This is a genomic window from Psychrobacter phenylpyruvicus DSM 7000 = NBRC 102152, from assembly GCF_000685805.1.
Taxonomy (GTDB): domain Bacteria; phylum Pseudomonadota; class Gammaproteobacteria; order Pseudomonadales; family Moraxellaceae; genus Psychrobacter; species Psychrobacter phenylpyruvicus.
On record NZ_JMKP01000011.1, the window covers coordinates 14,438 to 39,826 of the forward strand.

At 42.6% G+C, this 25,389-nt stretch carries 20 protein-coding genes; 11 read left to right on the forward strand and 9 right to left on the reverse strand.

Features of this window, described 5'->3' with window-relative positions:
- Window positions 1–169: 169 nt before the first annotated feature.
- Complete coding sequence (gene uvrB, locus G561_RS0106155; RefSeq protein WP_028858761.1) at window positions 170–2,287, forward strand: excinuclease ABC subunit UvrB; 2,118 nt, start codon at window positions 170–172, stop codon at window positions 2,285–2,287.
- 74 nt (window positions 2,288–2,361) lie between these two features.
- Here uvrB and G561_RS0106160 read toward each other — a convergent pair whose 3' ends face one another.
- Window positions 2,362–3,168 carry an IclR family transcriptional regulator gene (locus G561_RS0106160; RefSeq protein WP_051584402.1) on the reverse strand — a complete coding sequence of 269 codons (807 nt, stop codon included), beginning with the start codon at window positions 3,166–3,168 and terminating at the stop codon, window positions 2,362–2,364.
- A 330-nt stretch (window positions 3,169–3,498) separates the two neighbouring features.
- On the opposite strand from G561_RS0106160, the gene G561_RS0106165 reads away from it, so the two are divergent.
- A complete protein-coding gene (locus tag G561_RS0106165; RefSeq protein ID WP_028858763.1) occupies window positions 3,499–4,704 on the forward strand; it encodes an acyl-CoA dehydrogenase in 1,206 nt (401 codons plus the stop codon).
- Window positions 4,705–4,890: 186 nt separating this feature from the next.
- Window positions 4,891–6,129, forward strand: a complete 1,239-nt coding sequence (locus G561_RS0106170) for a CaiB/BaiF CoA transferase family protein (protein WP_028858764.1) — start codon at window positions 4,891–4,893, stop codon at window positions 6,127–6,129.
- A 159-nt stretch (window positions 6,130–6,288) separates the two neighbouring features.
- Here the strand turns inward: G561_RS0106170 and G561_RS0106175 are convergent, their stop codons facing one another.
- Window positions 6,289–7,062, reverse strand: coding sequence for an IclR family transcriptional regulator (locus G561_RS0106175; protein WP_028858765.1), 774 nt, complete (start codon window positions 7,060–7,062; stop codon window positions 6,289–6,291).
- 319 nt (window positions 7,063–7,381) lie between these two features.
- On the opposite strand from G561_RS0106175, the gene G561_RS0106180 reads away from it, so the two are divergent.
- The 4 genes from G561_RS0106180 to G561_RS0106195 all read left to right on the forward strand — a co-directional run bounded on the left by G561_RS0106180 (window position 7,382) and on the right by G561_RS0106195 (window position 14,100).
- The gene (locus tag G561_RS0106180) at window positions 7,382–8,836 is read left to right on the forward strand and encodes an NAD-dependent succinate-semialdehyde dehydrogenase (RefSeq protein ID WP_037031840.1); all 1,455 of its coding nucleotides are present in this window, start codon (window positions 7,382–7,384) and stop codon (window positions 8,834–8,836) included.
- A 147-nt stretch (window positions 8,837–8,983) separates the two neighbouring features.
- A complete protein-coding gene (gene gabT / locus G561_RS0106185; protein WP_028858767.1) occupies window positions 8,984–10,243 on the forward strand; it encodes a 4-aminobutyrate--2-oxoglutarate transaminase in 1,260 nt (419 codons plus the stop codon).
- A gap of 104 nt (window positions 10,244–10,347) precedes the next feature.
- On the forward strand, window positions 10,348–11,787 hold the full coding sequence (locus tag G561_RS0106190) for an APC family permease (RefSeq protein ID WP_028858768.1): 1,440 nt from the start codon (window positions 10,348–10,350) through the stop codon (window positions 11,785–11,787).
- 321 nt (window positions 11,788–12,108) lie between these two features.
- Entirely contained in the window at window positions 12,109–14,100 is a 1,992-nt protein-coding gene (locus G561_RS0106195; RefSeq protein WP_227674052.1) for a TonB-dependent receptor domain-containing protein, read from the forward strand.
- A gap of 133 nt (window positions 14,101–14,233) precedes the next feature.
- Here the strand turns inward: G561_RS0106195 and G561_RS0106200 are convergent, their stop codons facing one another.
- Complete coding sequence (locus G561_RS0106200) at window positions 14,234–15,328, reverse strand: YkvI family membrane protein (RefSeq protein WP_028858770.1); 1,095 nt, start codon at window positions 15,326–15,328, stop codon at window positions 14,234–14,236.
- 374 nt (window positions 15,329–15,702) lie between these two features.
- On the reverse strand, window positions 15,703–16,494 hold the full coding sequence (gene copM / locus G561_RS0106205; protein WP_081794391.1) for a CopM family metallochaperone: 792 nt from the start codon (window positions 16,492–16,494) through the stop codon (window positions 15,703–15,705).
- Between the two features lie 306 nt (window positions 16,495–16,800).
- Between copM and G561_RS0106210 the strand changes: the two genes are divergently transcribed.
- A complete protein-coding gene (locus G561_RS0106210; RefSeq protein WP_028858772.1) occupies window positions 16,801–17,340 on the forward strand; it encodes a DUF924 family protein in 540 nt (179 codons plus the stop codon).
- A gap of 39 nt (window positions 17,341–17,379) precedes the next feature.
- On the opposite strand, the gene G561_RS0106215 is transcribed toward G561_RS0106210, so the two are convergent.
- A complete protein-coding gene (locus G561_RS0106215) occupies window positions 17,380–17,982 on the reverse strand; it encodes a YceI family protein (RefSeq protein WP_028858773.1) in 603 nt (200 codons plus the stop codon).
- A 501-nt stretch (window positions 17,983–18,483) separates the two neighbouring features.
- On the opposite strand from G561_RS0106215, the gene G561_RS0106225 reads away from it, so the two are divergent.
- From G561_RS0106225 to G561_RS0106235, 3 genes are all read left to right on the forward strand, one after another.
- Window positions 18,484–19,413: a TonB family protein gene (locus G561_RS0106225; protein ID WP_155954113.1), complete on the forward strand. Its 930-nt coding sequence runs from the start codon at window positions 18,484–18,486 to the stop codon at window positions 19,411–19,413.
- 144 nt (window positions 19,414–19,557) lie between these two features.
- Window positions 19,558–20,211 carry a MotA/TolQ/ExbB proton channel family protein gene (locus tag G561_RS0106230; RefSeq protein ID WP_028858775.1) on the forward strand — a complete coding sequence of 218 codons (654 nt, stop codon included), beginning with the start codon at window positions 19,558–19,560 and terminating at the stop codon, window positions 20,209–20,211.
- Window positions 20,212–20,249: 38 nt separating this feature from the next.
- Window positions 20,250–20,651 carry an ExbD/TolR family protein gene (locus G561_RS0106235; protein WP_028858776.1) on the forward strand — a complete coding sequence of 134 codons (402 nt, stop codon included), beginning with the start codon at window positions 20,250–20,252 and terminating at the stop codon, window positions 20,649–20,651.
- Between the two features lie 182 nt (window positions 20,652–20,833).
- Here the strand turns inward: G561_RS0106235 and G561_RS14090 are convergent, their stop codons facing one another.
- The 4 genes from G561_RS14090 to G561_RS0106255 all read right to left on the reverse strand — a co-directional run bounded on the left by G561_RS14090 (window position 20,834) and on the right by G561_RS0106255 (window position 25,107).
- Window positions 20,834–21,781 carry an ABC transporter ATP-binding protein gene (locus G561_RS14090; protein WP_227674051.1) on the reverse strand — a complete coding sequence of 316 codons (948 nt, stop codon included), beginning with the start codon at window positions 21,779–21,781 and terminating at the stop codon, window positions 20,834–20,836.
- 204 nt (window positions 21,782–21,985) lie between these two features.
- Window positions 21,986–23,032 carry a FecCD family ABC transporter permease gene (locus G561_RS0106245; RefSeq protein ID WP_081794392.1) on the reverse strand — a complete coding sequence of 349 codons (1,047 nt, stop codon included), beginning with the start codon at window positions 23,030–23,032 and terminating at the stop codon, window positions 21,986–21,988.
- Between the two features lie 73 nt (window positions 23,033–23,105).
- The gene (locus G561_RS0106250) at window positions 23,106–23,912 is read right to left on the reverse strand and encodes a heme/hemin ABC transporter substrate-binding protein (protein WP_028858778.1); all 807 of its coding nucleotides are present in this window, start codon (window positions 23,910–23,912) and stop codon (window positions 23,106–23,108) included.
- A gap of 52 nt (window positions 23,913–23,964) precedes the next feature.
- Window positions 23,965–25,107 (reverse strand): ChuX/HutX family heme-like substrate-binding protein, encoded by a 1,143-nt coding sequence (locus G561_RS0106255; RefSeq protein WP_028858779.1) that lies wholly within the window; start codon window positions 25,105–25,107, stop codon window positions 23,965–23,967.
- Between the last annotated feature and the right edge of the window lie 282 nt (window positions 25,108–25,389).

A 25,389-nucleotide genomic window follows, 5' to 3' on the forward strand; every position in this document is an offset into this window, starting at 1 on the left:
AACACAGAAGGGAGGTTGCTAATTAGCACCTCCCTTTTTTTATAGGTTTTTAATATAAGTTATTTTGATGAAGTAAATAGCTTACAGGGGCGGTGAGGGCTTTAAATTATTGGATTTAACCCCATAATAACAGCTATAAACAAACATAATAAACGAAAAGATACTCATTATGCGAATGCCTGAACCAAGATCTTCAAGACAATTAAACCAATTGGCCACTCAGCTTCAAGACGAAGCTGAAATTACTGGGGTTAACGTCTCTGGTACCCTAATCTCTAGCCGTGCTTTTGAGATGGTAACCGACTTCGAACCTGCCGGCGATCAGCCTCAAGCCATTGAAAAACTGGTAAAAGGGGTAGAGTCGGGTATGGATGCCCAGCTATTACTGGGGGTAACCGGTTCTGGTAAAACTTATACCATGGCTAAAGTGATTAGTGAGACCCAGCGTCCAACTATTATTATGGCGCATAACAAGACCCTGGCGGCTCAGCTGTATGGCGAATTTAAATCCTTTTTCCCCCATAACGCGGTTGAGTATTTTGTTAGTTATTATGACTATTACCAGCCTGAAGCTTATGTGGCGGCTAGTGATACTTTTATCGAAAAAGACAGTGCCATTAACGATCATATTGACCAAATGCGTCTGTCTGCTACCCGAGCCCTGCTTGAGCGCCGTGATGCGATTATTATCTCCTCGGTATCCTCAATCTATGGTCTTGGTGACCCAGAAAGTTATCTAAAGATGCTGCTGCACATTGTGGTTGGCGATGTGGTAGATCGCAATGCATTAGTCAAACGCTTGGTGGCTTTGCAATATACCCGTAACGAGCTTGACTTTGAACGCGGTACTTATCGCCTGCGTGGTGAGTTATTAGATATCTATCCTGCTGAATCGGAACAATTGGCTGTGCGTATCAGCATGTTTGATGATGAGGTGGAGAAGATCAGTTGGTTTGATCCATTAACTGGTAAAACGGTACGCAGTGTGCCACGCATAACTATTTATCCTAAGTCGCACTATGTGACCCCGCGTGAGAAGCTGGAAGCTGCGAGTAAAACCATTCGCGCAGAGCTTGAAGAGCGTCTGCAGTATTTTCGCGATAACGATAAACTGATTGAAGCTCAGCGTATCAAAGAGCGTACTCAGTATGATCTAGAGATGATCCAGCAGCTGGGTTATTGTAATGGTATTGAGAACTACTCACAGCATTTGTCGGGTCGTCCAGCAGGTGAGGCGCCGCCCACTTTGTTTGACTATATTCCTCCTGATGCACTGCTATTCATCGATGAGTCTCACGTGACTGTGCCTCAAATCGGGGCGATGTATAAAGGCGACCGCTCGCGTAAAGAGAACTTGGTTAACTACGGTTTCCGCTTGCCAAGTGCCATGGACAACCGTCCTATGAAGTTTGAAGAGTGGGAGAAAATCAAACCGACCACAATTTTTGTTTCAGCCACGCCGGCGCAATATGAGCTGGAGCACAGTGAACAAATCGTTGAGCAGGTAGTACGCCCAACCGGTCTGATTGACCCTGAGATTGAAATACGTCCAGTATTGACTCAGGTTGATGATGTGTTATCGGAGATTACCAAGCGGCGTGCCGTTAACGAGCGAGTATTAATTACCACGTTAACTAAGCGCATGGCTGAGGACTTGACGGATTATCTAAAAGAATATGATGTCAAAGTGGCTTATCTGCATTCAGACATTGATACGGTAGAGCGGATGCAGATTATTCATGAGTTACGTACAGGCGTGCATGACGTATTAGTGGGTATTAACTTGCTGCGTGAGGGCTTGGATATGCCCGAAGTATCTCTGGTGGCAATCTTTGATGCGGATAAAGAGGGCTTCTTACGCTCTGAGCGTTCATTGATTCAGACCATTGGCCGGGCCGCGCGTAACTTAAATGGTAAAGCTATTTTATACGCGGACAAAATCACACCGAGTATGGAAAAGGCGATTGAGGAGACCGAACGTCGCCGAGAGAAGCAGATTGCCTTTAATGAGGAGCATGGCATTATTCCCAAATCAGCTACGCGTAGCATTACCGATAAGATTGATACTGGTGAGGATGAGGAAGATCTGAATGACAATCAGGCCATTCCAACCAGTAGTGGTCTGCCAGATGTGGATATTGAAATTCTACGTAGCCCAGACTTGCTGGCAAAAGAAATCAATCGTTTGGAGAAGCAAATGAAGCAGCTTTCTCGTGAATTAAAGTTTGAGGAAGCGGCCAAAGTGCGGGATACTGTGCTTCAGCTTAGAACTTATATTGTTCAGTAAAATTCAGGTTTAACATTAAAAGGCGTACCTATTAATTAGGTACGTTTTTTTTATTGTCTCTATTTTTATTGTTTCTACAGCTCTTCAATCTGTCTCGCCAAAGCCTGCAGATGCGGCACAATATAACTGATATAGCTGTCAGCCTCCCATAGCGCTCGTGGCACACTAGCATTTAACGAGTGAGTATATTCGCCCTTGATACTGTCGTATAGCGGAATGGCTACAGCCAAAATATCGGGTGAGTATTCCCCATCGGACAAACAATAGCCTTGCTTATGATAAAAATCAGCTGCTTTATTAAGTTTATTTATTGCTTCAATCTTTTGCTGAGAGTCATCTGTGTAAGGCAGGCTGTTGATGACTTGCTGCTGCATTGAAGGGATAATTGCAGCATAATAAGCTCTGCCCAAAGCCGTCTTTTCAAGTGGCACCGTTGACCCTACCGACAAATTCACCGCCAATCGTGCTGGACTGCGATAACAGGCCACATAGCGCATTTCTCCCTCATCTTCGGTAGCAATATTGACCGAGACCTGATGGTTGAGTGCAAACTCTCGCAGTAATGGTAGTGCTTCTTCGACAATATCCTGACTTTGCCAGACACTGCTGCTTAATTTGAGCAAATTTTTGCCGAGCTTATAACTGTCATTCTTATTGCGCTTGATAAAGTTTAACTGCTGCAAAGTATGCAATAGACGGCTGACAGTAGCTTTAGGCAGAGCGGTCTTGTCACACAGCATCTGATGGGTCAGTTCTTGCTCATCTTCAAAGGCACTTAGCAACAGCAGCCCTCGACCTAAAGCGGTAATAAAGGCTTTGTCATCCTGCTGTTTGGCTGTATCTAAATGATCTTTTATTTCTGAAATTAGTGAATTTTTCATCAGCCTTATATCCCTTGTATTTTTTCTTATAGAGCTTAAGAGTAGGTCTTTTTGACTGTTTAGGCTCTTATCTTTTTAAGATCTTATTCTCACAAAAAACAAAAATATCTTTACTTCAATAATTAATTCTGTTTTAATTAATTCAATAAATGAAACACAGTTTCACTATGCGAAACAATACTAAGTTTAGCAGTTTTATTTCAACTAATCTAGATTTATCAAAACTAGATTTACTTAAAGTAGGCTTATTAACAATAGCTAGCGCTTTTGATTCGCAATCTCATCAAGCAAGTTGTACAAATAACAGTTGATAAAAACAAGGAGCCAGTTATGTCAAATGAAACCAATACCGCTTATGCCACTCAAAGACCAACCTTCGAATGGTCAGATCCTTTTTTATTGCATAACCAATTAACCGAAGAAGAGCAGATGGTGCAAAGATCGGCACATGATTTTTGTCAAAGTGAGCTGATGCCAGGAATTTTACAGGCCAACCGTCATGAGAATTTTGATCGCAATATCATGCGTCAAATGGGCGAGTTGGGTCTACTGGGTGTTACCATTGATGGTTATGGTTGTGCCGGTTTATCAAGTGTGGCGTATGGGGTAATTGCCAAGGAAGTAGAAGCAGTCGACTCAGGCTACCGCTCTGCCATGAGCGTGCAATCAAGTTTGGTGATGCATCCAATCTGGGCTTATGGTACAGAAGCACAAAAAGAGAAGTACTTACCTAAGCTTGCCTCAGGCGAATACGTGGGCTGCTTTGGACTCACTGAACCAGACGCTGGCTCTGATCCAGGCTCAATGAAAACCCGTGCCAAAAAGGTAGACGGTGGCTATAAGCTGAAAGGCAGCAAAATGTGGATTACCAACAGTCCGATTGCTGATGTGTTTGTGGTGTGGGCCAAAGACGATGAAGGTGATATCCGCGGCTTTGTATTAGAAAAAGGCATGAAAGGCTTATCGGCACCGAAGATTGAAGGTAAGTTCTCACTGCGAGCTTCTATCACCGGTGAAATCGTAATGGACGATGTGTTTGTCCCTGAAGAAAACGCTTTTCCCGATATCCGTGGCTTAAAAGGCCCGTTTGGTTGCTTAAATAAAGCGCGTTATGGTATTGCTTGGGGTTCTATGGGCGCAGCAGAGTTTTGTTGGAAAGCAGCTCGTCAATATACATTAGATCGCAAACAGTTTAACCGTCCGTTGGCAGCTACTCAGCTAGTACAGCTAAAGCTTGCTGATATGCAAACTGAGATTGCGCTAGGATTGCAAGCAGCGCTACGTGTTGGCCGTTTGATGGACGAACACAACGCTGCACCTGAGATGATCTCCCTAATTAAGCGTAACAACTGTGGTAAGGCATTGAACATTGCTCGTGTGGCACGTGATATGCATGGCGGTAATGGTATCAGTGATGAGTTCCATGTGATTCGTCATGTGATGAACTTGGAAGCGGTGAATACTTATGAAGGCACACATGACGTCCATGCGCTTATCTTAGGCCGTGCTCAAACGGGTATTCAGGCCTTTGGCTAGATAACTTTAATTTGGCTAGAAAGCTCTTATTTGGCTAAATAGTTTTTATTGGGCTAAATAGAGTTTATAGCCATATAGATGGAAGGCAACAGCCGCCATAAGAGAGGTTTTGTTTCGGCTGTCATCAGCTGGTCAATCCTAACTTATGGCGGTTTTTTTATCGCCAAAACAGACATGAGGGATGATATGTTACACAATCAATCAACTGAGCCAAAGAGCACAGAGCAAAATCCAAAAGCCTTAAGCGGGATTAAGGTTTTGGATTTATCGCGGGTGCTGGCAGGACCTTCGAGTACCCAGATTCTTGCAGACTTAGGTGCGGAGGTTATAAAGGTAGAGCGCCCCGTGGTCGGTGATGAAACTCGGCATTGGAACCCGCCAAGTTTTACCGATGACAATACGGGAGAGCAAACGGCCGCTTACTTTGCTACTGTTAATCGTAATAAGAAGTCTATCACCGTAGACATCACCACGGCTGAAGGTCAGCAGCTGATTAAAAAATTGGCAGCAGACAGTGATGTGTTGGTAGAAAACTTCAAAGTTGGGGGCTTAAAAAAATATGGGCTGGATTATGACTCCCTAAAATCAGTCAATAAACGGCTGATTTATGCTTCATTAACGGGTTTTGGACAGACTGGTCCTGAAGCGCATAAGCCGGGGTATGATTATATCATTCAAGGCTTATCAGGCCTGATGAGTATAACTGGCCCTAGTGATGGTGAACCGCATAAAGTAGGTGTGGCTGTGGTAGATTTGTTCGCCGGTTTGCAGCTGACTGTGGGCATTCAAGCGGCACTTCTGGCACGCGCTAATACAGGAGAGGGACAGCATGTGGACGTGGCTTTACTCGATAGTGCCATTGCCATGCTCGCCAATATCGGTATGAATCAATTGGCCTCAGGCAAAACACCCCCAAGATTGGGCAATGCGCACCCCAATATTACGCCTTATCAGGTATATGCAACTGCCGATGACAGTCACTTTATTTTGGCTTGTGGTAATGATGCTCAATTTGCCAAAGTGTGTGCGGTGATTGGCATACCACTGCATGAAGACAGCCGATATAGTACTAACCCTGCACGAGTGGAAAATCGTGATAGCTTACAGCAAGTACTCACTGGGGTGTTTAAAACCAAAACTCGTGAGCAGTGGCTACAACTACTGCAACAAGCTGGCGTGCCATGCGGTCCTATTCATAATGTGACTGAAGCTCTTGCTATGCCCCAAGTTGCGGCGCGGGAGATGATTGTTAGCTTTGAGGATAGTCCAGTGCGTGCTTTGGGCAGTCCGATTAAATTATCTGCAACACCTGTCAGTTATCACAGTGCACCGCCTGCCCTGGGCGCTGATACCTTAGCTGTATTGCAAAATATAGGGTTAACTGCTGCACAGATACAGCAGTTGCAAGATAATCAGATTGTCTGAGTGAGTGACTAAGCGACTTTATAACTGTATAACTATATAACAGTGTGATTGCTTGGTTAATTACCTTACTGACTGTATGTATGTATGTATGGACGGCTGAGACCAGTGACAAATGATATAGCCAACAAACCTCTGCTTGTTGGCTATATTTTTATAGCTTTACTTTATACCCAGTGTTAAGGAGATATCTTTAGCCAATGACAGTAAAGCTTGGCTCACCGCTTCACGATGCTGCTCAAACTCCTCTTTGACGAAGCTGATGGCCATGCCAGCTAATGGGTTGCCGTCATTATCCACCACACAGGTGCCTAAGCAGTACATCCCCTCTCTTAATTGTCCATCATCTAATGAAATCCCCGTCTTGCGGATGTCATTTAACTCATCAATTAGCTTCTCAAGTGTTTGCACACTGCGCGAGGTATAGGCTTCAGGCATGTATTGTCCAAATAACTGAGCCAGTGTTTCATCATCATAAGTTGCAAGCATGGCTTTACCTGTGGCTGCAAATGGAGCAGGAACACGAACTCCTGATCGGAAAGTAAAGCCAAGCGGAGCAGGAGACTCATGACAGGCTAAGAAGACCACCTCTGTACCATCAATCTTAGATAGGGTGACGGTGTGCTGCAATAACAGGGGATGATTGACAATTAAATTATGGAATACATCGATAATGCTGTGCTGTTTTTCATACTTTCCTGCCCAGTAAAGTAGGTATGAGCCAAGGTGAAAACGATTGTCACGGTCTTTGAATACCAAGTGCTTAGACAGCAAACTCTGCAATAGATTGTGAGTACTACTACGTGGCAGCTGTAATTGTTCAGCAATTTCTGCAGAAGTTAGGGGGTAGTTGGTTTCAGTAATTAAATCGAGAATCAAACACATTCTGTCTATGGCGGGAACGCTAGCAGAGGTTTTTTGGTCATTAGGTTTCAAGTTGGTCATCCTATAAATAAAGCACTCAGGTAATGATTAAGTTAAGTCTGTTCAATATGTTGTAAGCAAAACACCCTCTGCTTTAATCCAATTAGAGTTAGCTTATGGATTGTGATAGTTGAAATGTGTAATTGAGGTGTTGCAATTATGCTCAAAGTAAATTTATAATAAGTTATCTTGTATATGAAATGCAAATTCAATATACTGAATTACAAGGATAAGTAGTTACAATATTATGATGGCGCAGTGATCTGCTAGGCGGCATTAAGTATTTAATAATAAAGGCAGTAGCGAGCTGCATAAGACAAGGATGGTTGATATGGTTACTTTGCAAAACCCTGATCTATTAAAAACTCAGTGCCTAGTTGGTGAGGGCTGGGTAGATGCCGAAGATGGCTCAACAATTGATGTCACCAACCCCTTCAATGGCGAAGTGTTAGGCAGTATTCCCAGCTTAAGCCAATCTCAAATTGAAAAAGCTGTCGCTGATTCTGAGCAAGCACAAATAAGCTGGGCTGCCAAAACTGCTGCTGAGCGCGCTAAGTTATTACATAAGTGGGCCGATCTGATTGATGAAAATCATGAGGATTTGGCGGTATTAATGACTGCTGAGCAAGGCAAGCCTTTAAAAGAGTCTCGTGGTGAAATTACTTACGCCAATAGCTTTATTCGCTGGTTTGCTGAAGAAGGCAAACGTGTTTATGGCGACGTCATTCCTTCCACCAAAGCCACTCAGCGTATTACGGTTCTAAAGCAGCCCGTTGGTGTCTGCGCGGCCATCACGCCTTGGAACTTTCCCTCAGCTATGATTACCCGCAAAGCCGCTCCTGCCTTAGCGGCTGGCTGTACCATGATTGTCAAACCTGCCACTGAAACCCCGTTTTCTGCATTGGCTTTAGGCGAGCTTGCGATTCAAGCAGGTATCCCCGAAGGTGTGCTGCAAATTGTTACTGGTAAATCATCTGTGGTGGGCGGCGTACTCACTTCTGATAAACGGGTTCATAAGCTGTCTTTTACGGGATCCACTGAAGTGGGTCGTACGTTGATGGCACAGTGCGCACCTACTATTAAGAAGCTCTCTTTAGAGCTTGGCGGTAACGCACCATTTATAGTATTTGACGACGCAGATTTAGACAAAGCAGCTGATGGCTTAATTGCTGCTAAGTACCGTAACGCAGGCCAAACTTGTGTTTGTGCCAACCGCATTTATGTTCAAGATACTATTAAAGATGAATTCTTAAAAATATTCTTGAAAAAAGTGGCTGAGTTATCAGTTGGTGATGGTCTAAAAGAGGGCGTAGATATTGGTCCTTTAATCAACCAAGATGCCCTCCAAAAAGTCACTGCCTTACTACAAGATGCCTTAGATAAAGGGGCAAATTTATTGGCTGGCGGCGATGTCAATGACATCTCTGAGTTGACCATGAATCCTACAGTTATTAGTGATATCACTGCTGATATGGACATTGCTCATGAGGAGATTTTTGGCCCAATCACTACAATTTTTACCTTCAGCAATGAGGCAGAAGTCATTAAGCATGCCAACGATACCATTTATGGCTTGGCTGCCTATTTTTATAGCAACGACTTAGCACGTTCATGGCGGGTCTGTGAAGGCTTAGATTACGGCATGGTGGGTCAGAATACCGGTATTTTGTCGACTGAGGTGGCGCCTTTTGGTGGGGTCAAGCAATCAGGCTTTGGCCGTGAAGGTTCTAAATACGGTATTGATGAGTACATCACTATTAAATACTGGGCCCAAGAGCTGGGCTAGAAATCGGTTACATAGCCACTTAATTAGCATTCAATTAGCGACAGAAGACTGGTTAATATCAGTATTAGCCAGCCAAATCAAATCATAGTTGGGTTAACCAACGACATTTCATAACCAAGCAATTGCCTAAATACAAGGGATGTAGATATGAGCAAACAAACCAACAAATCACTATTAGAGCGCCGTCTGGCTGTATTACCAAAAGGTCTTGGTGTGGCTTTCCCAGTCTTTGCTGACAAAGCATTGAATTCAGAGCTTTGGGATGTAGAAGGCAACCGTTACATTGATTTTGTCGGTGGTATCTCAGTATTAAATACAGGTCATAACCACCCAAAAATCACAGCCCGTGTGCGCGAGCAACTAGATAAATTTACTCATACTGCGGCTCAAATTGTTAACTATGAAAGTTATGTAAGCCTTGCTGAGAAGCTGTGTGAGCTAGCCCCAATTAGTGGCGATAAAAAAGCTGTGTTTTTTACTACCGGTGCTGAAGCCGTTGAAAATACCATGAAAATTGCCCGCGCTTATACTGGCCGTCATGGCGTTATCTCATTCTCCGGTGGCTGGCATGGTCGTACTCATATGTGTATGGGGCTAACTGGTAAAGTGATTCCTTACAAAAATAACTTTGGTCCTATGCCAGCTTCTATCTATCACGCCATGTTTCCAGCACCAGAGCTTGGGGTAACTGAAGAGCAGGCGCTAGAAAGTATTGAGATGATTTTTCAGTCATCAATTCACCCCAGTGACGTGGCAGCAATGATTGTTGAGCCAGTGCAGGGTGAGGGCGGTTTCCACCAAGTGACACCCACGTTTGCCAAAAAACTGCGTGAGATCTGTGACGAGCATGGCATCATACTAATCTTTGATGAAGTACAAACCTGCTTTGGTCGTACCGGTACTTTATTTGCCACTGAGCAATTGGGTGTTGAACCAGATTTAATGACCAGTGCTAAGAGTTTGGCCGGTGGTTATCCTCTCTCAGCAGTTATCGGACGTGCTGAAGTAATGGATGCACCACAGACAGGTGGGCTGGGTGGTACTTACTCAGGGAACCCACTGGGCTGTGTGGCTGCACTTGCAGTGATTGAAGTTATCGAAGAAGAAGGTCTACTTGAGCGCAGTAAAGTTATTGGTCAAACCATTGCTGATTTCTTACAAGGCTTAAATAGCGACAAGATTGGTAATATCCGCTACAAAGGTGCGATGTTAGCTTTCGATCTAGTAGATGCACAGGGTAATCCAGATGTAGAGGCAACCGTTAAGTTACGTGCCGATGCTTTTGAAAAAGGCTTGCTGCTGGCTTCCTGTGGCCGATATGGTAACGCCATCCGTATTATGGTGCCATTGACGGTTTCGGATGAGGTGTTACAAGAGGGTCTTGAGATCATTGGGGCAGCGTTATAGCGCTAAAGATTATCAGGAAGCAATCGCTATACCTAATAATGTTATGCATAGGAAAGTGGGTGGCATTATTAGGTTAAATAATCAGATGAAATCAGGGAGTTGATATGTCTGGATTAAAAAAATCATTAGGAATGATAGATATCATTGCACTGGCCTTCGGTGCGATGGTAGGTTGGGGCTGGGTAGTGCTAGCAGGGGGCTGGGTTATGTCAGCTGGCATTTGGGGTGCAGTACTGGCCTTTTTAATTGGAGGACTAGCGGTTATCTTTATTGGCTTTGCTTATGCAGAGTTAGCAGCTTCCATGCCCATCACTGGTGGGGAGCACACCTATACCCATAGGGCACTTGGGGTGCATGTCTCCTTTATTTGCTCATGGAGTATTTTATTCGGCTATTTGTCGGTTGTGGCGTTTGAGGCAGTTGCACTACCGACCGTTATCGAATATCTGATTCCGAATTTCAATCAAGGGCTGCTCTGGAATGTGGCGGACTGGGATGTCTATGCCTCTTGGGCAGGTGTGGGGATGATTGGCTCGATTGTGGTAACTTGGTTGAACATTCGAGGTATGGAAGTTAGTGCCTGGTTTCAGAAATTAGCGGTTGGCGGTATTTTAATTGTGGGCACTTTATTAATGATAGGAGCCATTTTATATAACCCTGCCAACTCTGATGCGGTTCAAGCACCAGCCTTTATCGGCGGTATCGGTGGCATGATGGCGGTTATTGTAATGGTGCCATTTATGTTTGTGGGATTTGACGTTATTCCACAAGCTGCAGAAGAGATTGATTTAACGCGACCAAAAATCGGCATATTTTTATTATTATCTTTGGTAGTGGCGGTTGCTTGGTATGCGGGCGTGGCTTGGAGTGTGGGTAAAACATTACCTTTGATTCAAGCTCAAAACTCAACGCTTGCCACAGCCGATGCTATGACCAATGCTTGGGGCGGTAAATGGGCCGGTATATTACTGGTTATGGGCGGTGTGCTCGGTATTTTATCGAGCTGGAATGCCTTTTTGGTAGGGGGCAGCCGTTTAATGTTTGCGATGGCCAAATCGCACATGTTGCCTAGCTTTTTAGCTAAGCTGCATCCGAAATATAACACCCCGGTTAATGCGATTTTATTAATTGGTGGTTTGGCTACCTTAGCTCCATTATTTGGTCGTCAGATGCTAGTATGGATTGTTGATGCCGGTGGCTTTGGTATTGTTATTGCTTATACCTGTGTTGCGATTTCCTTTTTGGTATTGCGTTATCGCGAGCCCGATATGGTCAGACCTTTTAGAGTTCCTGCCGGTAAGCTAATAGGGGTAGTAACCATTATTTTAAGCTCTGGTTTGTTGTTGTTATATTTACCAGGTATGCCTTCAGCGCTTACTGGAATTGAATGGGTTATCTTCTTAGGTTGGACCTTGTTTGGTATATTGTTATATGCTTACTCTATTTCAAAAAATCCGGGTAAGAGTAAAGCCTTTATGGATGCTGAAATTGTCGCTGTAAAAGAGATGAATGTGCAGTGGTTAAAAGATAATAAGCTGCTTTAAGTGGCCTCCTAACCCAATAAATAATTTAATAAAGTTCATAAAAAAGCTCTGCCAATGGCAGAGCTTTTTTATATAGGGCTATAGCATGTATAGTTTTTTGGGGGATAAAAAGTAAAAAATATGCACATAAGTTTGGTATTGTAATATTTGTAATAATTTAGTAACATTCGCTATCAATGTAAATGATAATAGTTCGTATTATTGATTGCATTAGTGAGATAAGAATTAAATAACCGAAAACTTAGTCATTGCCAAATTAGCAGAGTGTATATTATGCGTAAAACTAGCCTTAATAATTTATCTCCTCTATGCCTTGCCATTATGTCCATCCTTGTTACACAAGCGGCGAGTGCTGAGACAGACATGCCCACTATGACGATGCAGAAGATAACTGTCAGTGCCAATAATTCGATCGGTAACAGGGTACAAAATGAAGCAGTTTATAAGGAAGAATATGTGCCAGCTCAGCAAGCCTCTCATTTAAGTGACTTTTTAGAGGTGGTGCCTGGGGTGAGTGTTGGGGGTACTTCTTCAGTAAACCAACGTATTCGCGTGCGTGGTCTTGATGATACCAATCTTAAAGTTACCATTGATGGTGCTCGTCAAGAAGGGGCATTGTTTTATCATATGGGAGATGTGACTATCGATCCAGACCTGCTAAAGCAAACAGAGGTAGCCGTTGGTAACAACTCAGTGACACTTGGTAATGATGCTTTAGGGGGCGGTGTGGCCTTTAAAACGGTGGATGCCGCTGATTTATTAAAGCCTGGTCAACAACTCGGGGCCAAGTTACATACCGGCTATGCCAGTAATAATGATGAGCTATTAACTTCAGCAACGCTATTTGCTGCTCCGACAGATAATATAGATTTACTGGCCTATTACGGTAAGCGTGATATTAGCTCTGGTGAAGATGGTGAGGGCCGTGAATTATTTGAAGACAGTAAAGCGGAAAATATTTTATTGAAAGCGGGTATTGTCGTTGCAGATGACCACCGTGTTGGAGCGAGCTTTAACCGTACCGAAAAAAAAGGTACTTTCCCATTTCGTCCAGATTTCCCTTTAAGAGCTGACGATCCTATTCCACAACAAGTTAAACGCGATACTTATAATGTAGATTATGGCTTTAATCCTTCCAACCCACTGATTGATGTCTCTGCTAATGCGTATCAAACCAAGACCCAAATTTTACGTGATTCGGACCGCATACCCGGCTATGAATTCGATGCTGAAGTCAAAACTACCGGTGCAAAAGTTGAAAACATCAGTGTTATTGAGGGCCGCTTTGGTAACCATAAACTCATCGCTGGTGTGGAGCATTACAAAAAAGAGTCTGCAATGAGCCGTGATTTCGCTAAAGCAAGTAGTGATGATGCCAAAAATACTTCAGTATATTTAGAAGACCAATGGCGCTTTGACAAACTTACTTTAACCCCAGGAGTTCGCTATGACCGTTATAAATCCCCAGAATTCGTAGCCGGCGGCAAAACGTATGACAATGTTGTAGGAGCATTGGCAGCCAGTTATGAAATCGCTCCGAATACCCAAATTTTTGGTAGTTATACGGAGCTGTTTAATGGTCCTGACTTGGGACAGGCTGTTTTTAATAGTGATGGTGAGGGTATTTATGTAAATAAAGATCTAAAACCAGAAGAGGGCTACAACTCTGAGGTGGGTATTGCAACCACGCTAAGCGATTTGAGCACAGCCAATGATTCTCTGCTGTTAACTGCCAAATACTTTAAGTCTAATATTGAAAATTTCCAGCAATTTATGCGCACTGGTAATAGACCAGGTAGACATGGTATTGATTGTGAAACTGGGGCAATAGGGGGTAAATGCCAAGGTATTTATAATAGTAACGAAGATTATGAAATCAAAGGGGTAGAGCTGGCTGCTAACTATTCGACCAATAACTTTGGCATGGGTCTAAGCTATTCACGCGCGCGTAGTGAGGGCGATAAAACAGGCAATAGCATTCCATCGGTTAGTGGCGGCAGTGCCGACTCAGGTGATCGTTACACAGTCAACTTCAACTATGATCCAACTAATGAGGTGGGTCTAGGTTGGCGCAGCACTTATGTGGCCTCAATCACAGATAATAGCGGAGTTAGCAAGCCAAGTTATGATGTCCATGACGTGTATATGAGTTATGCACCTCGTAAGTTTCAAGATATAAAGGCAACCCTTGGCGTGTATAATATTTTTGATGAGACTTATGCTAGCCACTCTTCTCGATTAAGTGCAGATGAGGCTACTACTGACTTTGAACCAGGCCGTAACATCAAAGCCTCTTTGACATATCAGTTTTAATCCACTCAGTTAGCTTTTGAGTTAAAAAATCCCGCGGCCTTAATGGTGGCGGGATTTTGATTTGCTAAAGTATTAGAGTTCTTTATTTACCAGTCTATTAGCTTATTTGTACTAGGCTATTGCCTATACTCAGCTACTGCAGTTTAGCATCCTCTTTTGAGAACACCTGACCAGTTACGGTTTTATATAAAGCACAAACCATAATGACCATGCCCAATAAGCCTAAAGCAGGATAAAGCACGTTAATTAGGGTGCTAAATGGGAATAAAGAGGCCAGTAATGACAACACCACAAGGCTAATGGTTAAGGTGCGGAATTGTAGCGGATTCTTTTGTGAATCATAAAAACGAATCACACAGCCATACAAGTTAGTCACCGCCGTAGTAAACACTGCAACTACCAATACGATGCTAAATAAGATACCTACTATTGGGCTGATGTTTTTGGCAATTTGTAGGAAGGGGATTTGATATTCAATGACATTGCTTAGATCAGATAGCAAGGCCACAGTGATAAATAACAAACACAGACCCAAGAAGAAACCACCCATTACCCCAGCAACTCTCAGGGTTTTTAGATTCGATTCCTTACCGCCCATCGCCGTTAAAGTTGAGGTGGCCAAACTAACGTTGTAAGACACATAGACAACGGCTGAGGCCCACCAAAAAGGGGTAGCTAAAGTCGGAGTTAGGTTTTTTATGCTTTCATCAACCGTTGATAGTTGATCAAAGTGTGAGCCTAGGGTGACTAAAGAGATGGCAATAACGCTAAAGATAATAATAGGGGAGACGATGCCCAAAGCACGAACCGAGGACGAAAATCCGAAAATAACAGTGGCTAAAGTCATCCCCGCAATAATTAGCTTGCCGGTCATAACAGACAGTCCCCAATACTCATTAATGGCTGCCCCGCCGCCTGAGAACATAATACTTACACAGCCAAACATAAAAAATAGCAACACATAGTCGCCAATAAAGCCTAATTTGTTGCCACATAAATAGTTGAGTACATCTCGATGGCTGCAGGTTTGTAGTTTATTGCCAAGCTCCATAAACACTGAGCCATACCAGATAAACATAATGGTGGTGATAATTGCACCAATAATACCCACTAGACCATAGCCGGCAAAAAACTGTAACACTTCTTGCCCGCTGGCATAGCCTGCACCGATTACGGCGCCCACATAAACGCCTGCATAGCTAATGGCCCTTAAAATCGAGTTACTCATACCTTTATATCCCTATTAAAACTATCTGCTACACAGCAGTTGATGTAAAGCTTCTGAAGTTAACCCTGATGTTCTAGTTAACTGATAACGAATTTTGGGAAGTATATTAACAGTAAGTTATAAGAATACAAGGGCAGTTATTAGACGCTCAGTTAAACGATCGAAGGAACGATTGGTAATAATAGGGGTGGGTAGGCCGATATGAAGCTTCAAGTTGGATATGAATCTGAAGGTAAGAGTGAAGATAAGATTGTAGGTAATAATTGGTTAATAAATAGATAATAATTAGCCAAAAAAAAGAGGCCTGACATCAATCAGGCCTCGGCTTATCAAGTTAAGCGGTTGGTAATTATAGCTCTAAAGATATAGCTGTATTAAGAGTGCTGGTTGATCCAGTTTTGCATTAAATCAATTTCGGCCTTTTGGGCATCAATGATTTGTTGAGCCAACTTTTTCATCTCATCATTCTTACCATATTTTAATTGTACTTCTGCCATAGCTACAGCGCCTTGATGGTGAGGTAGCATACCTTTAGCAAACGCCATATCAGCATCTTGACTTAAGATACCTTGCATCATGTCATCATGCATCGACTTCATACTGGTATCATAAGCTTGTTGCATCTCTTTGGTATAGGCTTGTTCTTCGGTATCTGGATTGGCATCTAACCAATTCTTCATTTGCTTAATTTCAGCTTCTTGGGCGGCAATAATATCTGTTGCAAGCTTACGCATAGTTTCATCTTTACCATATTTAAGCTGAATCTCTGCCATGTCTACAGCGCCTTCATGGTGGGGCAACATACCTTTGGCGAAAGCCACATCCGCATCATTAGCCTGCATGCCTTGCATCATGTCCTCATGCATGTCATCCATACTATCCATATACTCTTTACCAAATTCGGTAGTGGCCGAGTGCTCTGCCATATTAGAAGTCATATCATGTGATTCATGGTCCACTGCGCTATCATGGGTGTCTGCAGTTTCCGTACTCATTTCAGTATCAATTTCACTACCAGTTTCCTCTGAGGCAGGCTGGCAAGCGGTAAAAGCCAAAGCAGATGAACACAACGCGGCAATCCCTAATAGTTTGGTCTTTGATGTTTTGTTATTTGATTTTTTATTAATAATAGAAACAGTACGATTATCTTCAGTATGATTAATCATCACAATAACTCCAAAATTAATTTGTTTAATTCTTTTTAAAGAACCTGTCAGTAAGAGGTTGGTAAGTAATAAGATAATTATAGCAACACTAATGGTCTAAAATGTTATGAATAATAGACAGTCAGTGAAATTTTGCTAGCAATAAGAGCTAATTTGTTACCCTAAGTGGGCGAAATATAAATTTATAGGTGCTTAATTATCAGAATAAAGCGAATTAATACAGAGATTTACCTCTATATTACTTCAAAAAAAGCGTTTGAAAAATAAGCACTTGTCACGTAAAGAGTCAATTAAAAAAGGTGCACTATGTATCAAGACATCATAGATTTTTGTTTTAAGGAAGTGGGGACTCAGAAGTTTTTTGAAAAGGATAATGAGTTTGATGAGCTACTCACTCGGCGTTTTGGTTCCACTTTAGAGCGAGCTGCAAAAGCAGAGTTGTATACTTGGCGAGCGCATCCGGAAGGGCGTTTGGCTGAGATTATTGTATTAGACCAGTTTTCAAGAAATATCTACCGTGATACTGCGAAGGCTTTTGCTCAAGATACAATGGCGCTGGTATTAGCACAAGAAGCTGTGGCGGCTGGCCTATTGCAGCAGCTTGAGAGTATGGAGGCTCGTCATTTTTTATTAATGCCATATATGCATAGTGAATCGAAGCTCATCCATGAGCAAGCTGAGCAGTTATTTAAGCAATATACCAACGAAGAGGTCTATGGCTTTGAAATCCGTCATAAAGTCATTATTGACCGTTTCGGTCGTTATCCACACCGCAATGAAATCTTGGGTCGTCAGTCTACTGCAGAAGAGATAGAGTTTTTAACACAGCCTGGATCTTCGTTCTAACTTTTATCCTATGATTCTTTGCGATGAATGACGACGTTATCACTTGGCAGGCATTAGCTCACCGGTGATAACTATGGGAATGGTGGTTCCAAAGATACCTGGGAAGGCGGTCACTCCGTAGTCATGACGATTAACAAGTCCTGTGGCTTTGAACTTTAAAGCACTAGGCTTAGTTTTTGACTGGGTATAGACGTCGGTTAAGGTCACTTTAACGGTCATAGGCTTACTTTGGCCCAATGCGATAAAGTTTCCGGTGACGTAGCCTTCTCGTGGATTGAGTAATCTAACCTTGGTAGAGTCAAACTTCAGGGTAGGGTACTGCTTGGTATTTAACAGCTCCTTTCTACGGATAAAGTAATCACGGGGCTTAAGATCGGTATCAATACTGTCAGTATAGACGGTAAAACGTATCTCGGTGTTCTGAGGGTTGGTTTCATCATAATTAATGACCCCTTCCAGCTTGTTAAATTTACCCTTGATAATAGAGTTTTTTAGGTAAGAAACCTCAAAGTTGACTTTGGTTTTTGCAGGGTTTAGCTGCCATTTTTGGGGAGGGGCAGCGCCATTAGCAATAAGAGGCAAGCACAAAATGGCAGAGGTACCTAAGGTTTTAATAAAGCGAGTGGTAGTGGGGGTGAACATGATAAAAATTCCAATAATCAGTAACCGTACTGAGTTCAAAATATTAAACAATAATAAATACTTAAATGCTTAATTAACGCATAGGTGCCTATTCTAACATGCAGGTTCGGTATGAAGTGAATGGCCTGCGTAAAGCATTTAAACAAGATAAGCATCTAGCAAATAAAAGTAGTAGAGGGAAATTAGCTATGGAAAATAAAAAACCATACAAAATTAAAGTTATGTTATAATATAACATTATGGTTTTATGACCTCTCGACACTTGCTATATTTCAGATATTTTGTGCTCAAAAACGCATCAGCTGTTGCAAATACCTTAAAGCCATAAAAACTATGCTTAAATACAAACAATAATAATTCTTATTTACATTCAAATCTGATTGTTGTAATATCCTTGCCTAAAAATAGGTGGCAACGAAGCAGGTAGCTTTAATCCCTAAGCTTTACGATGATTTAAACCTGTTAGATAACTGTTTATTAGATAAATCTGGCTTTATTTCTATGACAAACAAAACCAGCGATAACTCCAACTTTAACAAAGTTAATACTGCCACCGTAATTGCAGTTTTGGCGATGCATATAGGTATTGCAATGGCATTGACTCATATGCATGTCCCAAAAAAAGTGGTAGAAAAACCAGAAGAAGTGAAGCCGGTGGAGATACAGCTGTTATCTTTGCAAGAAGGGGCTGAGCCTATGCCAATAGAATTTGAGCAATCAACCTCAGAACAGTCAATGCCAACTGCTGAAAACCCAGAAACCAGTGTTGATCAACCCCAAAATCAGCCTAAGCCTAAAAAAACTGAACCTCAAGCCAAATCTGAGCCACAAGTTGAGCCTGAGCTGGTAGAGGAAACCGAAGCAGTCAATGAGTCTGAACCAGAGCTAGAGCAACAAACTGAGCCAGAGACTGATCTAGAAGCAGATCCTAAATTAGAGACTGAGCTAGACACTGATCTAGAGATTGTTACTAAAGTCAAAATAACTCCCATAATTGATACCAATGAACATCATCGTTTGATTGAGCAAAAAGGTCCAGAACAAAAAGGTCTAGAACAAAAAGGTCCAGAACAAAAAGGCCAAGAACAAAAAGGCCCAGAACAAAAAGGTCCAGGACAAGCACCTGCGAATGATACACCGAAGAGCTTCTCAGTAAGTCAAGCCCGCTGGAAGCGCAAGCCAGACTTTAAACTGCCAATGAGGGAAGATAGAAGGGTTAGTTTAGGGGAGACATTTAGTGTTACCTTAGAGCTGATAGTCGATAAACAAGGTAATGTCACTAAGGCTACAGTGATAAAGTCCTCAGATAACAGGGCTGTAGATGACGCCACTGTTAAAGCAGTGAAAAAAAGTAAGCTACATCCCTTCACAGAAAATAACTTACCTGTAGTTGGCAAGGTTGTTCTACCTGTTGATTATGAAAAAAAATGAAAATAGCTTTTTTAAAGCTTAGCAAGTTGAGCTCTAATCGCTTAGAAGCTAGCTAATTAGAACCTAATAAATTGAAATAAGTCTATATTATTGAAAATCATTCATTAAATAGAGATAACCCCCAAATTTTAGTAAGGATTTAACATGGATTTTGCAGCCTACTGGCAATATACCGATGTTGTTACCAAATTTTTGTTTTTTAGCTTATTGGCATTGTCTATTGCCTCTTGGATTACTGGGATACTGCGTCTTTATCAAAGTAGTCAGCTGAAAAGCAAAGTTGCTTCTGACTTAAAGCAAGCAGTAGGAACTGAGTCAAAAAACATCGAAACCCTACAAAGCACTGAACGTAAGACGGTGGTAGAACAGGTGTTGCTAAAAGAGATTGGTCGCTATCGCTTTGAAAGTGAAAAAGGCTTGCCTATTATAGGGACTACTGCTGCCATTGCCCCTTTTATAGGTCTGTTTGGCACAGTGTGGGGTATCTTTCATGCGCTACATAGTATTGGAGAGTCCGGTCAGGCTGGATTAAGTCAAGTCGCCGGTCCTGTGGGAGAAGCATTGATTATGACAGGATTGGGTCTGGCAGTGGCCATTCCTGCGGTTATCTTCTATAACATTGCGGTTCGTATTAATCGTAAAGTCTTGTTCATTGCCAATGATACAGCCTATGGGTTGTTGGCAGAAACAGCGAAATCTCAAAAAGCAGAATCAAAATTGCCACCGGTGACACAGGCTGGGACTACAAAAGACAACGCTTATTCCAATAGCTACAATCCTTCTGCCGCCAACCATTAAAGACAGTCGGGAAAGACATCCCAAGATAGGAGTGTGACATGGCTTTTCAATTAGGCGATGACGATATGCAAGCAATGAATGAGATTAATCTCATTCCCTTAATTGATATCATGTTGGTATTGATGATTATATTTTTGGTAACGGCAACCGTTATAAATCCATCAGTGCCATTAGATTTACCACAAACCAGTGCTACAGTGCAGCAAACCCCGCCCAAAGTAATTCAAATTAGTATCGACAAAGATGCCGGTATATATTGGGACGAGGAGCCGATCACTTTACAACAATTGTCGAGTCGATTGGACACAGAGTCGCAACAACAAACAGAGCCATCTATTCATTTACGCACTGACAAAGATGCCCGTTATGAAACTGTGGCCCAAGTATTGGCATTGGCCAGTGAGGCTGAGCTAACGAAGATTGCTTTTGTTACTGAATAGAGGCTTAATTACTAAAATAAATAATTATAAATAGAGATATCTTTATTTAACCCTACTAATCCAAAGCTTAGTAGGGTTATTTTTTTGCCGGTTTTAATTCTGTCTTTTAGCAGTGGTTATTTATAGTGACAAGGAGTACGTCAGCACAACTAATGTAGCGAGACGACTGTAGCGAGACGTCTTTAAGACACAAAAAGGCGTCCACTTTGAGTATCGTAAGTTTCGATATCGGTGTTGTAGATTGTGCTAAGTCGCTCTCGCGTCATCACCTGTTGAGGTGAGCCTTGTGCAATTACTTGACCCTCACTCATTAACAGCACTTCATCGCTGTATCGATAGGCATGAGTGAGATCATGTAATACCACAAGAATGGTCTTTTGTTGCTCAAGCACTAATTGTCTAAGATAATTTAATAAAAAGCGTTGATGGCGGATATCTAAGTGGTTGGTAGGCTCATCTAGCATCAATACTTGAGTCTGTTGCATTAAGGCACGAACCACTGCCAAACGTTGCTGTTCACCACCTGACAAGGTTTGAACCCGTCGATGTTGCAGATGAGATAATTCAAAGTTATGTAGTAAGTCTTGCGCTTTTAAGACTTGTTGAGAGTTGGCAGTTTGATACCAGCTTAGTTGTGGCGATACGCCTAACAAAGCATACTCTAAGACGTCGAGAGGCAGCTCAAATCGTTCGTGCTGACCTACCCAAGCGATGCTGCCGGCGCAGATTTTATTAGTAACGGTACTTAAGTTACGAGATGAGTTATGAGATGAGTTATGAGCTGAGTCATCAGATGAATTAGAAGATAAATTAGGGGTTAAAGGCTTGGTATTTGTGCAACTGGGCAGATGCGTGGCTATTGCGCCAGAAACTTTTAGACCCATACCTCCCTTTGGGTTCAATAAAGTATGTAATAAAGTGCTTTTACCAGCGCCATTTGGACCGATAAAGGTAGTCAGCTTTCGTTGATATAGAGTCAGATCAGGGATAGTTAGCAGCTGCTTGTGACCTGCATGAACTTGCAACTGTTTTATATTAAACAACTCGTTTAAACCAGAGTCTGTAGAGGGGTTGGTAAAGCAAGTTGCCATAGAAGAGTCGAGGGTAGGGTGGACCAAATCTGTGGTCATAAAGCACCTATGTAATTGTGGTAATTGCGGTAATTGTGAAATGTGATTGTGATTGTGAAATTAACACAATGGATTACAAAAAATTGGATCATAAAGTTGAGGGGCCAGATAGCCCCTGGGTGACAAATGAGACCATAAAATAATCCTCATTCATCCACAAAAAGCTATCAAGCACCGTGGCTTAAAGCAAAATTGCTCAATCAACTAAGTGCGGGTGCTACGAATAAATAACCAAATGAAGAATGGTCCACCCAGTAAGGCCAATACAATACCGATAGGCACATCAACTGGATAAGCAGCATAGCGAGTAAAGCTGTCTATCAGTAATAAAAATAGCGCTCCAAGCCAGCCGGACCAAAACATCAGACGCATCCTACCACCGCCGAATAACAAACTCAGCAAATTAGGTATCATCATGCCAATAAAACCAATGACCCCCGACATAGAAACCGCTGCACCTGTTAATAAAGCACAAGCGATAATGACCAAGGTTCGGACTTGTCCGACCTTAATTCCTAACGACAACGCCGTAGTTTCGCCTAGCATCAATCCATCAAGCTGTCGCCCGAAAGGTAGAATGATGGCTAGACCCAGAACGATACTAACTATGGCATAACGTAGAGGCACAAACCCTGCCTCTGCCATGCTGCCAGCCAACCAGTTGGTGGCACTGCGTAGCACCATGTCATTTGACATAAACAAAATCAAACTCACTAAGGCGCCACAAAAGGCACTGATAACAAAGCCTAAGATAAGCAGTCCCATCTGACCACCGCCTAAGAATCGATGGCAGCCTAAGATAAATAGACATACCAGTAAGCTGCCTACAAATGCTGCTAAGGGCACGCCAATTCCAGCTATGCCCAGTGCCAAGACCAATACCACCCCAAGAGCTGCACCACCTGAAGTGCCTATCAGGCTAGGATCAGCCAACGGGTTTTCAAACAATGCTTGTAGCGCCGCGCCACTAACCGATAGCGCTAAGCCAACAAGTAAGGCAGTGATCACTCGAGGATAACGCAGTTGCCATAATGTCCCCTCAAGCTGAAAAGGGTTACTCCACTCTCCAAACCCAACACCTAGACTGAACCAAATCATAGCCACAGATGCTGCAATCGCTATCAAATAGCCAACCGTCGACTTTGATACTCTCTTCTGTGCACGCAACGTCCAACCAGTTCTAGGAGCAGTGTTTGCAGCAGCATTTGAGGCAGAACGAGTGGCTGAGTACGTTGAAGCAGGTTTTGACATAACTGCCGATCCATAAATTAAGGGTTAACTTTTAAAGCAAATACGGCTGTTGTATAGATAATGATACGAGTCACTATTTAGCCAGTTTATGCAGTTTGTTGACCACTGCTGGAGAAGCCAAACCATAACGTAAAAACTCATCGGCATCCCAAAAGTAGATGTGATTGTTCTGAGCAGCTTTACTATCGGCAATTTCTGGACGTTGGCGGAAGCTTGCGACAGAGCCCAAGATAGGTCGGTTATGATCGGCAATGATAATCACATCTGGCTTGGCGGCTAACCACCCTTCACGTGATAAGGGTTTAAGACCTGTGACATTGGCAGCATTAATACCGCCGGCCCGCTTAATAAGCTCGTCAGCCACAGTGCCCTTACCAGCAACGATACGCCCGTCATAGCTGAGAATATAACGAGTTTTGGTTGAAGCTTTTTGGGTCATTTGTTTGCTCCATTTATTGGCTAGGCGATTGGCCTGAGAGGAGCGGCCAAGATAGCTGCCAACTTGCTTAATACTGCTACTATAACTGGCGATGTCCTCTTGCGGAGCAACATTTACCGCCTTTACATTTAAGCGGTTCAAGCGCTGGTAGATGCTGCTTGGTTGGGCCATATAGCTGCCCAATACTAAGTCAGGCTTGAGGGCCATTATTGGCTCAGCTGTGATATTTCGGTGGTTGCCCACACTGACGGCTTTGGATAAGCGAGGGCTTTTATTGAATTGATCTTTGCCCACAACTTTATCTGCCCCGCCTAAGGCAACCACAATGTCTGCCACATCTGGGGTAAGTACCACAATACGTTCGTAGGCTTGCGCTGATAAACTACTCAGAGGCAGTAAAAGGCTTAGCGCAACGGCTTTGAATGAAAGCTTAGAGATCATAAAGGCTCCTTGATAGAGGACGTTGCATAAGTAAGGGTTGTTTGAATAAGCACTATTTACTTAAAAGATGCTGATCAATAACAGTGGCGGTCATTTGTTGCCAATAGGCTTTCTCAGGTTCGCCTTCTTGACGCAGACCAAAAAATGTAACAATTGTATTGCCATTGGCATCAAAGCCTTCGATAGAGGTGACAATGCCGTCTTTGGTTGGCCGTTTTATGCACCAAACTTGAGCCAGTGCTTCGTCATTGAGGTGTAAGGTGAAGTCAGTTTGTGACTTATCTAAGATATTTAGCCAGTCGCCTATACGTTTAACGTTATGCACGATACCAGTTTGGATTTGAACGATGCCTTTATTGCCAACGAAAGTCATGATTGGTTCAGCTTGCTGCTGAGCTAAGTTAAGTAGGCTTTCTATTGCCTTAGGCTCTAATTGGTAAGTAGTGCCCTCTGGGGCTTGGGCATAACTGCTGGCACGATCGATACCCAGTTTATTTATTACGATGTAGAACTGATGAATATCTGTTAATCCTAGCCATTTCTTGTGTAGTTTGGCGGTCTGCTCTTCATTTAGCTTTATGAACTGCCAAGGCTGCTCAGTTACGGGAGGCTGAAGGGAGGATATCAGCGCTTGGGTATCGCTATGCGATTTCATGGTGTGCTGTTCAATTAAGTTAAACCAATGGTTAATAGACTCACTCTTATAATCTCGCAAAAATATTTTAGCAATGGCCGCTCCAGTACCATCAAAGAATTGAAGGCTCAAAGAGCCTGGGTTAGTGGCATCCGCTTTGGAATCGTCAGTGATGGCGAGCATATGCTGCCACTTATCAATAAAGAATCTTAAGTCCAGTCCGCCCACGTCGATAGCAAGACCGGTATGTCCGCCAAGTTTTAAGTTTTTTATCTGTCCTAGCTTTTCGTGTACCGCAAATTCATTTCTAACAATACACTCAAGCTTTTCAAATTTTGTTAACGCTTGCAGTACCTCTACGCACTGCGTACCCATATATCGACTGTTAGGCGAAGCCAATAACAGTTCAAGTTCGCTGACGCCTAATTGTTTGGCCGCCTCTAAGGGAAACAAAAATCTGGTATTGGCTTTTTGCTCTAAGTACCTATTCCAAAGGGCAGTGTCTTTTTGGGCAATAAGGGAAGTGTCTATCGAGACCTTAGGCGTGGCTAGTGTATTCATGAAGATCCTTATTCAATGTATTAATGGGTTATAGCAGACATAGCAACTTTAGATATCCGCAAATTTCAACAAGTCTGTACATAGCTTTACTAACAGCTAGAGCACAGTTAGTAAGTTTGTAGGGGATTATAGCCATCAACATCCAATATGTAAATGATAATATTTCTCATTGATAATTGATTATCATTTATCATTAGTATACAGTACGTTACAAATAAAGATAAATTGGCAACTTATATACATGTATTAGCAATAGGTTGTATCAAGCTGATTCCAAGTTGT

Bases quoted from the DNA above. Each gene is read 5' to 3' on its own strand.
- copM (WP_081794391.1), bottom strand. From the start codon at position 16,494: ATGATTAATCATACTGAAGATAATCGTACTGTTTCTATTATTAATAAA.
- G561_RS0106195 (WP_227674052.1), top strand. From the start codon at position 12,109: ATGTCCATCCTTGTTACACAAGCGGCGAGTGCTGAGACAGACATGCCC.
- G561_RS0106200 (WP_028858770.1), bottom strand. From the start codon at position 15,328: ATGAGTAACTCGATTTTAAGGGCCATTAGCTATGCAGGCGTTTATGTG.
- G561_RS0106180 (WP_037031840.1), top strand. From the start codon at position 7,382: ATGGTTACTTTGCAAAACCCTGATCTATTAAAAACTCAGTGCCTAGTT.
- G561_RS0106170 (WP_028858764.1), top strand. From the start codon at position 4,891: ATGTTACACAATCAATCAACTGAGCCAAAGAGCACAGAGCAAAATCCA.
- G561_RS0106230 (WP_028858775.1), top strand. From the start codon at position 19,558: ATGGATTTTGCAGCCTACTGGCAATATACCGATGTTGTTACCAAATTT.
- G561_RS0106190 (WP_028858768.1), top strand. From the start codon at position 10,348: ATGTCTGGATTAAAAAAATCATTAGGAATGATAGATATCATTGCACTG.
- uvrB (WP_028858761.1), top strand. From the start codon at position 170: ATGCGAATGCCTGAACCAAGATCTTCAAGACAATTAAACCAATTGGCC.
- gabT (WP_028858767.1), top strand. From the start codon at position 8,984: ATGAGCAAACAAACCAACAAATCACTATTAGAGCGCCGTCTGGCTGTA.
- G561_RS0106235 (WP_028858776.1), top strand. From the start codon at position 20,250: ATGGCTTTTCAATTAGGCGATGACGATATGCAAGCAATGAATGAGATT.
- G561_RS0106215 (WP_028858773.1), bottom strand. From the start codon at position 17,982: ATGTTCACCCCCACTACCACTCGCTTTATTAAAACCTTAGGTACCTCT.
- G561_RS0106245 (WP_081794392.1), bottom strand. From the start codon at position 23,032: ATGTCAAAACCTGCTTCAACGTACTCAGCCACTCGTTCTGCCTCAAAT.
- G561_RS0106165 (WP_028858763.1), top strand. From the start codon at position 3,499: ATGTCAAATGAAACCAATACCGCTTATGCCACTCAAAGACCAACCTTC.
- G561_RS0106250 (WP_028858778.1), bottom strand. From the start codon at position 23,912: ATGATCTCTAAGCTTTCATTCAAAGCCGTTGCGCTAAGCCTTTTACTG.
- G561_RS0106225 (WP_155954113.1), top strand. From the start codon at position 18,484: ATGACAAACAAAACCAGCGATAACTCCAACTTTAACAAAGTTAATACT.
- G561_RS14090 (WP_227674051.1), bottom strand. From the start codon at position 21,781: ATGACCACAGATTTGGTCCACCCTACCCTCGACTCTTCTATGGCAACT.
- G561_RS0106210 (WP_028858772.1), top strand. From the start codon at position 16,801: ATGTATCAAGACATCATAGATTTTTGTTTTAAGGAAGTGGGGACTCAG.
- G561_RS0106255 (WP_028858779.1), bottom strand. From the start codon at position 25,107: ATGAATACACTAGCCACGCCTAAGGTCTCGATAGACACTTCCCTTATT.
- G561_RS0106160 (WP_051584402.1), bottom strand. From the start codon at position 3,168: ATGAAAAATTCACTAATTTCAGAAATAAAAGATCATTTAGATACAGCC.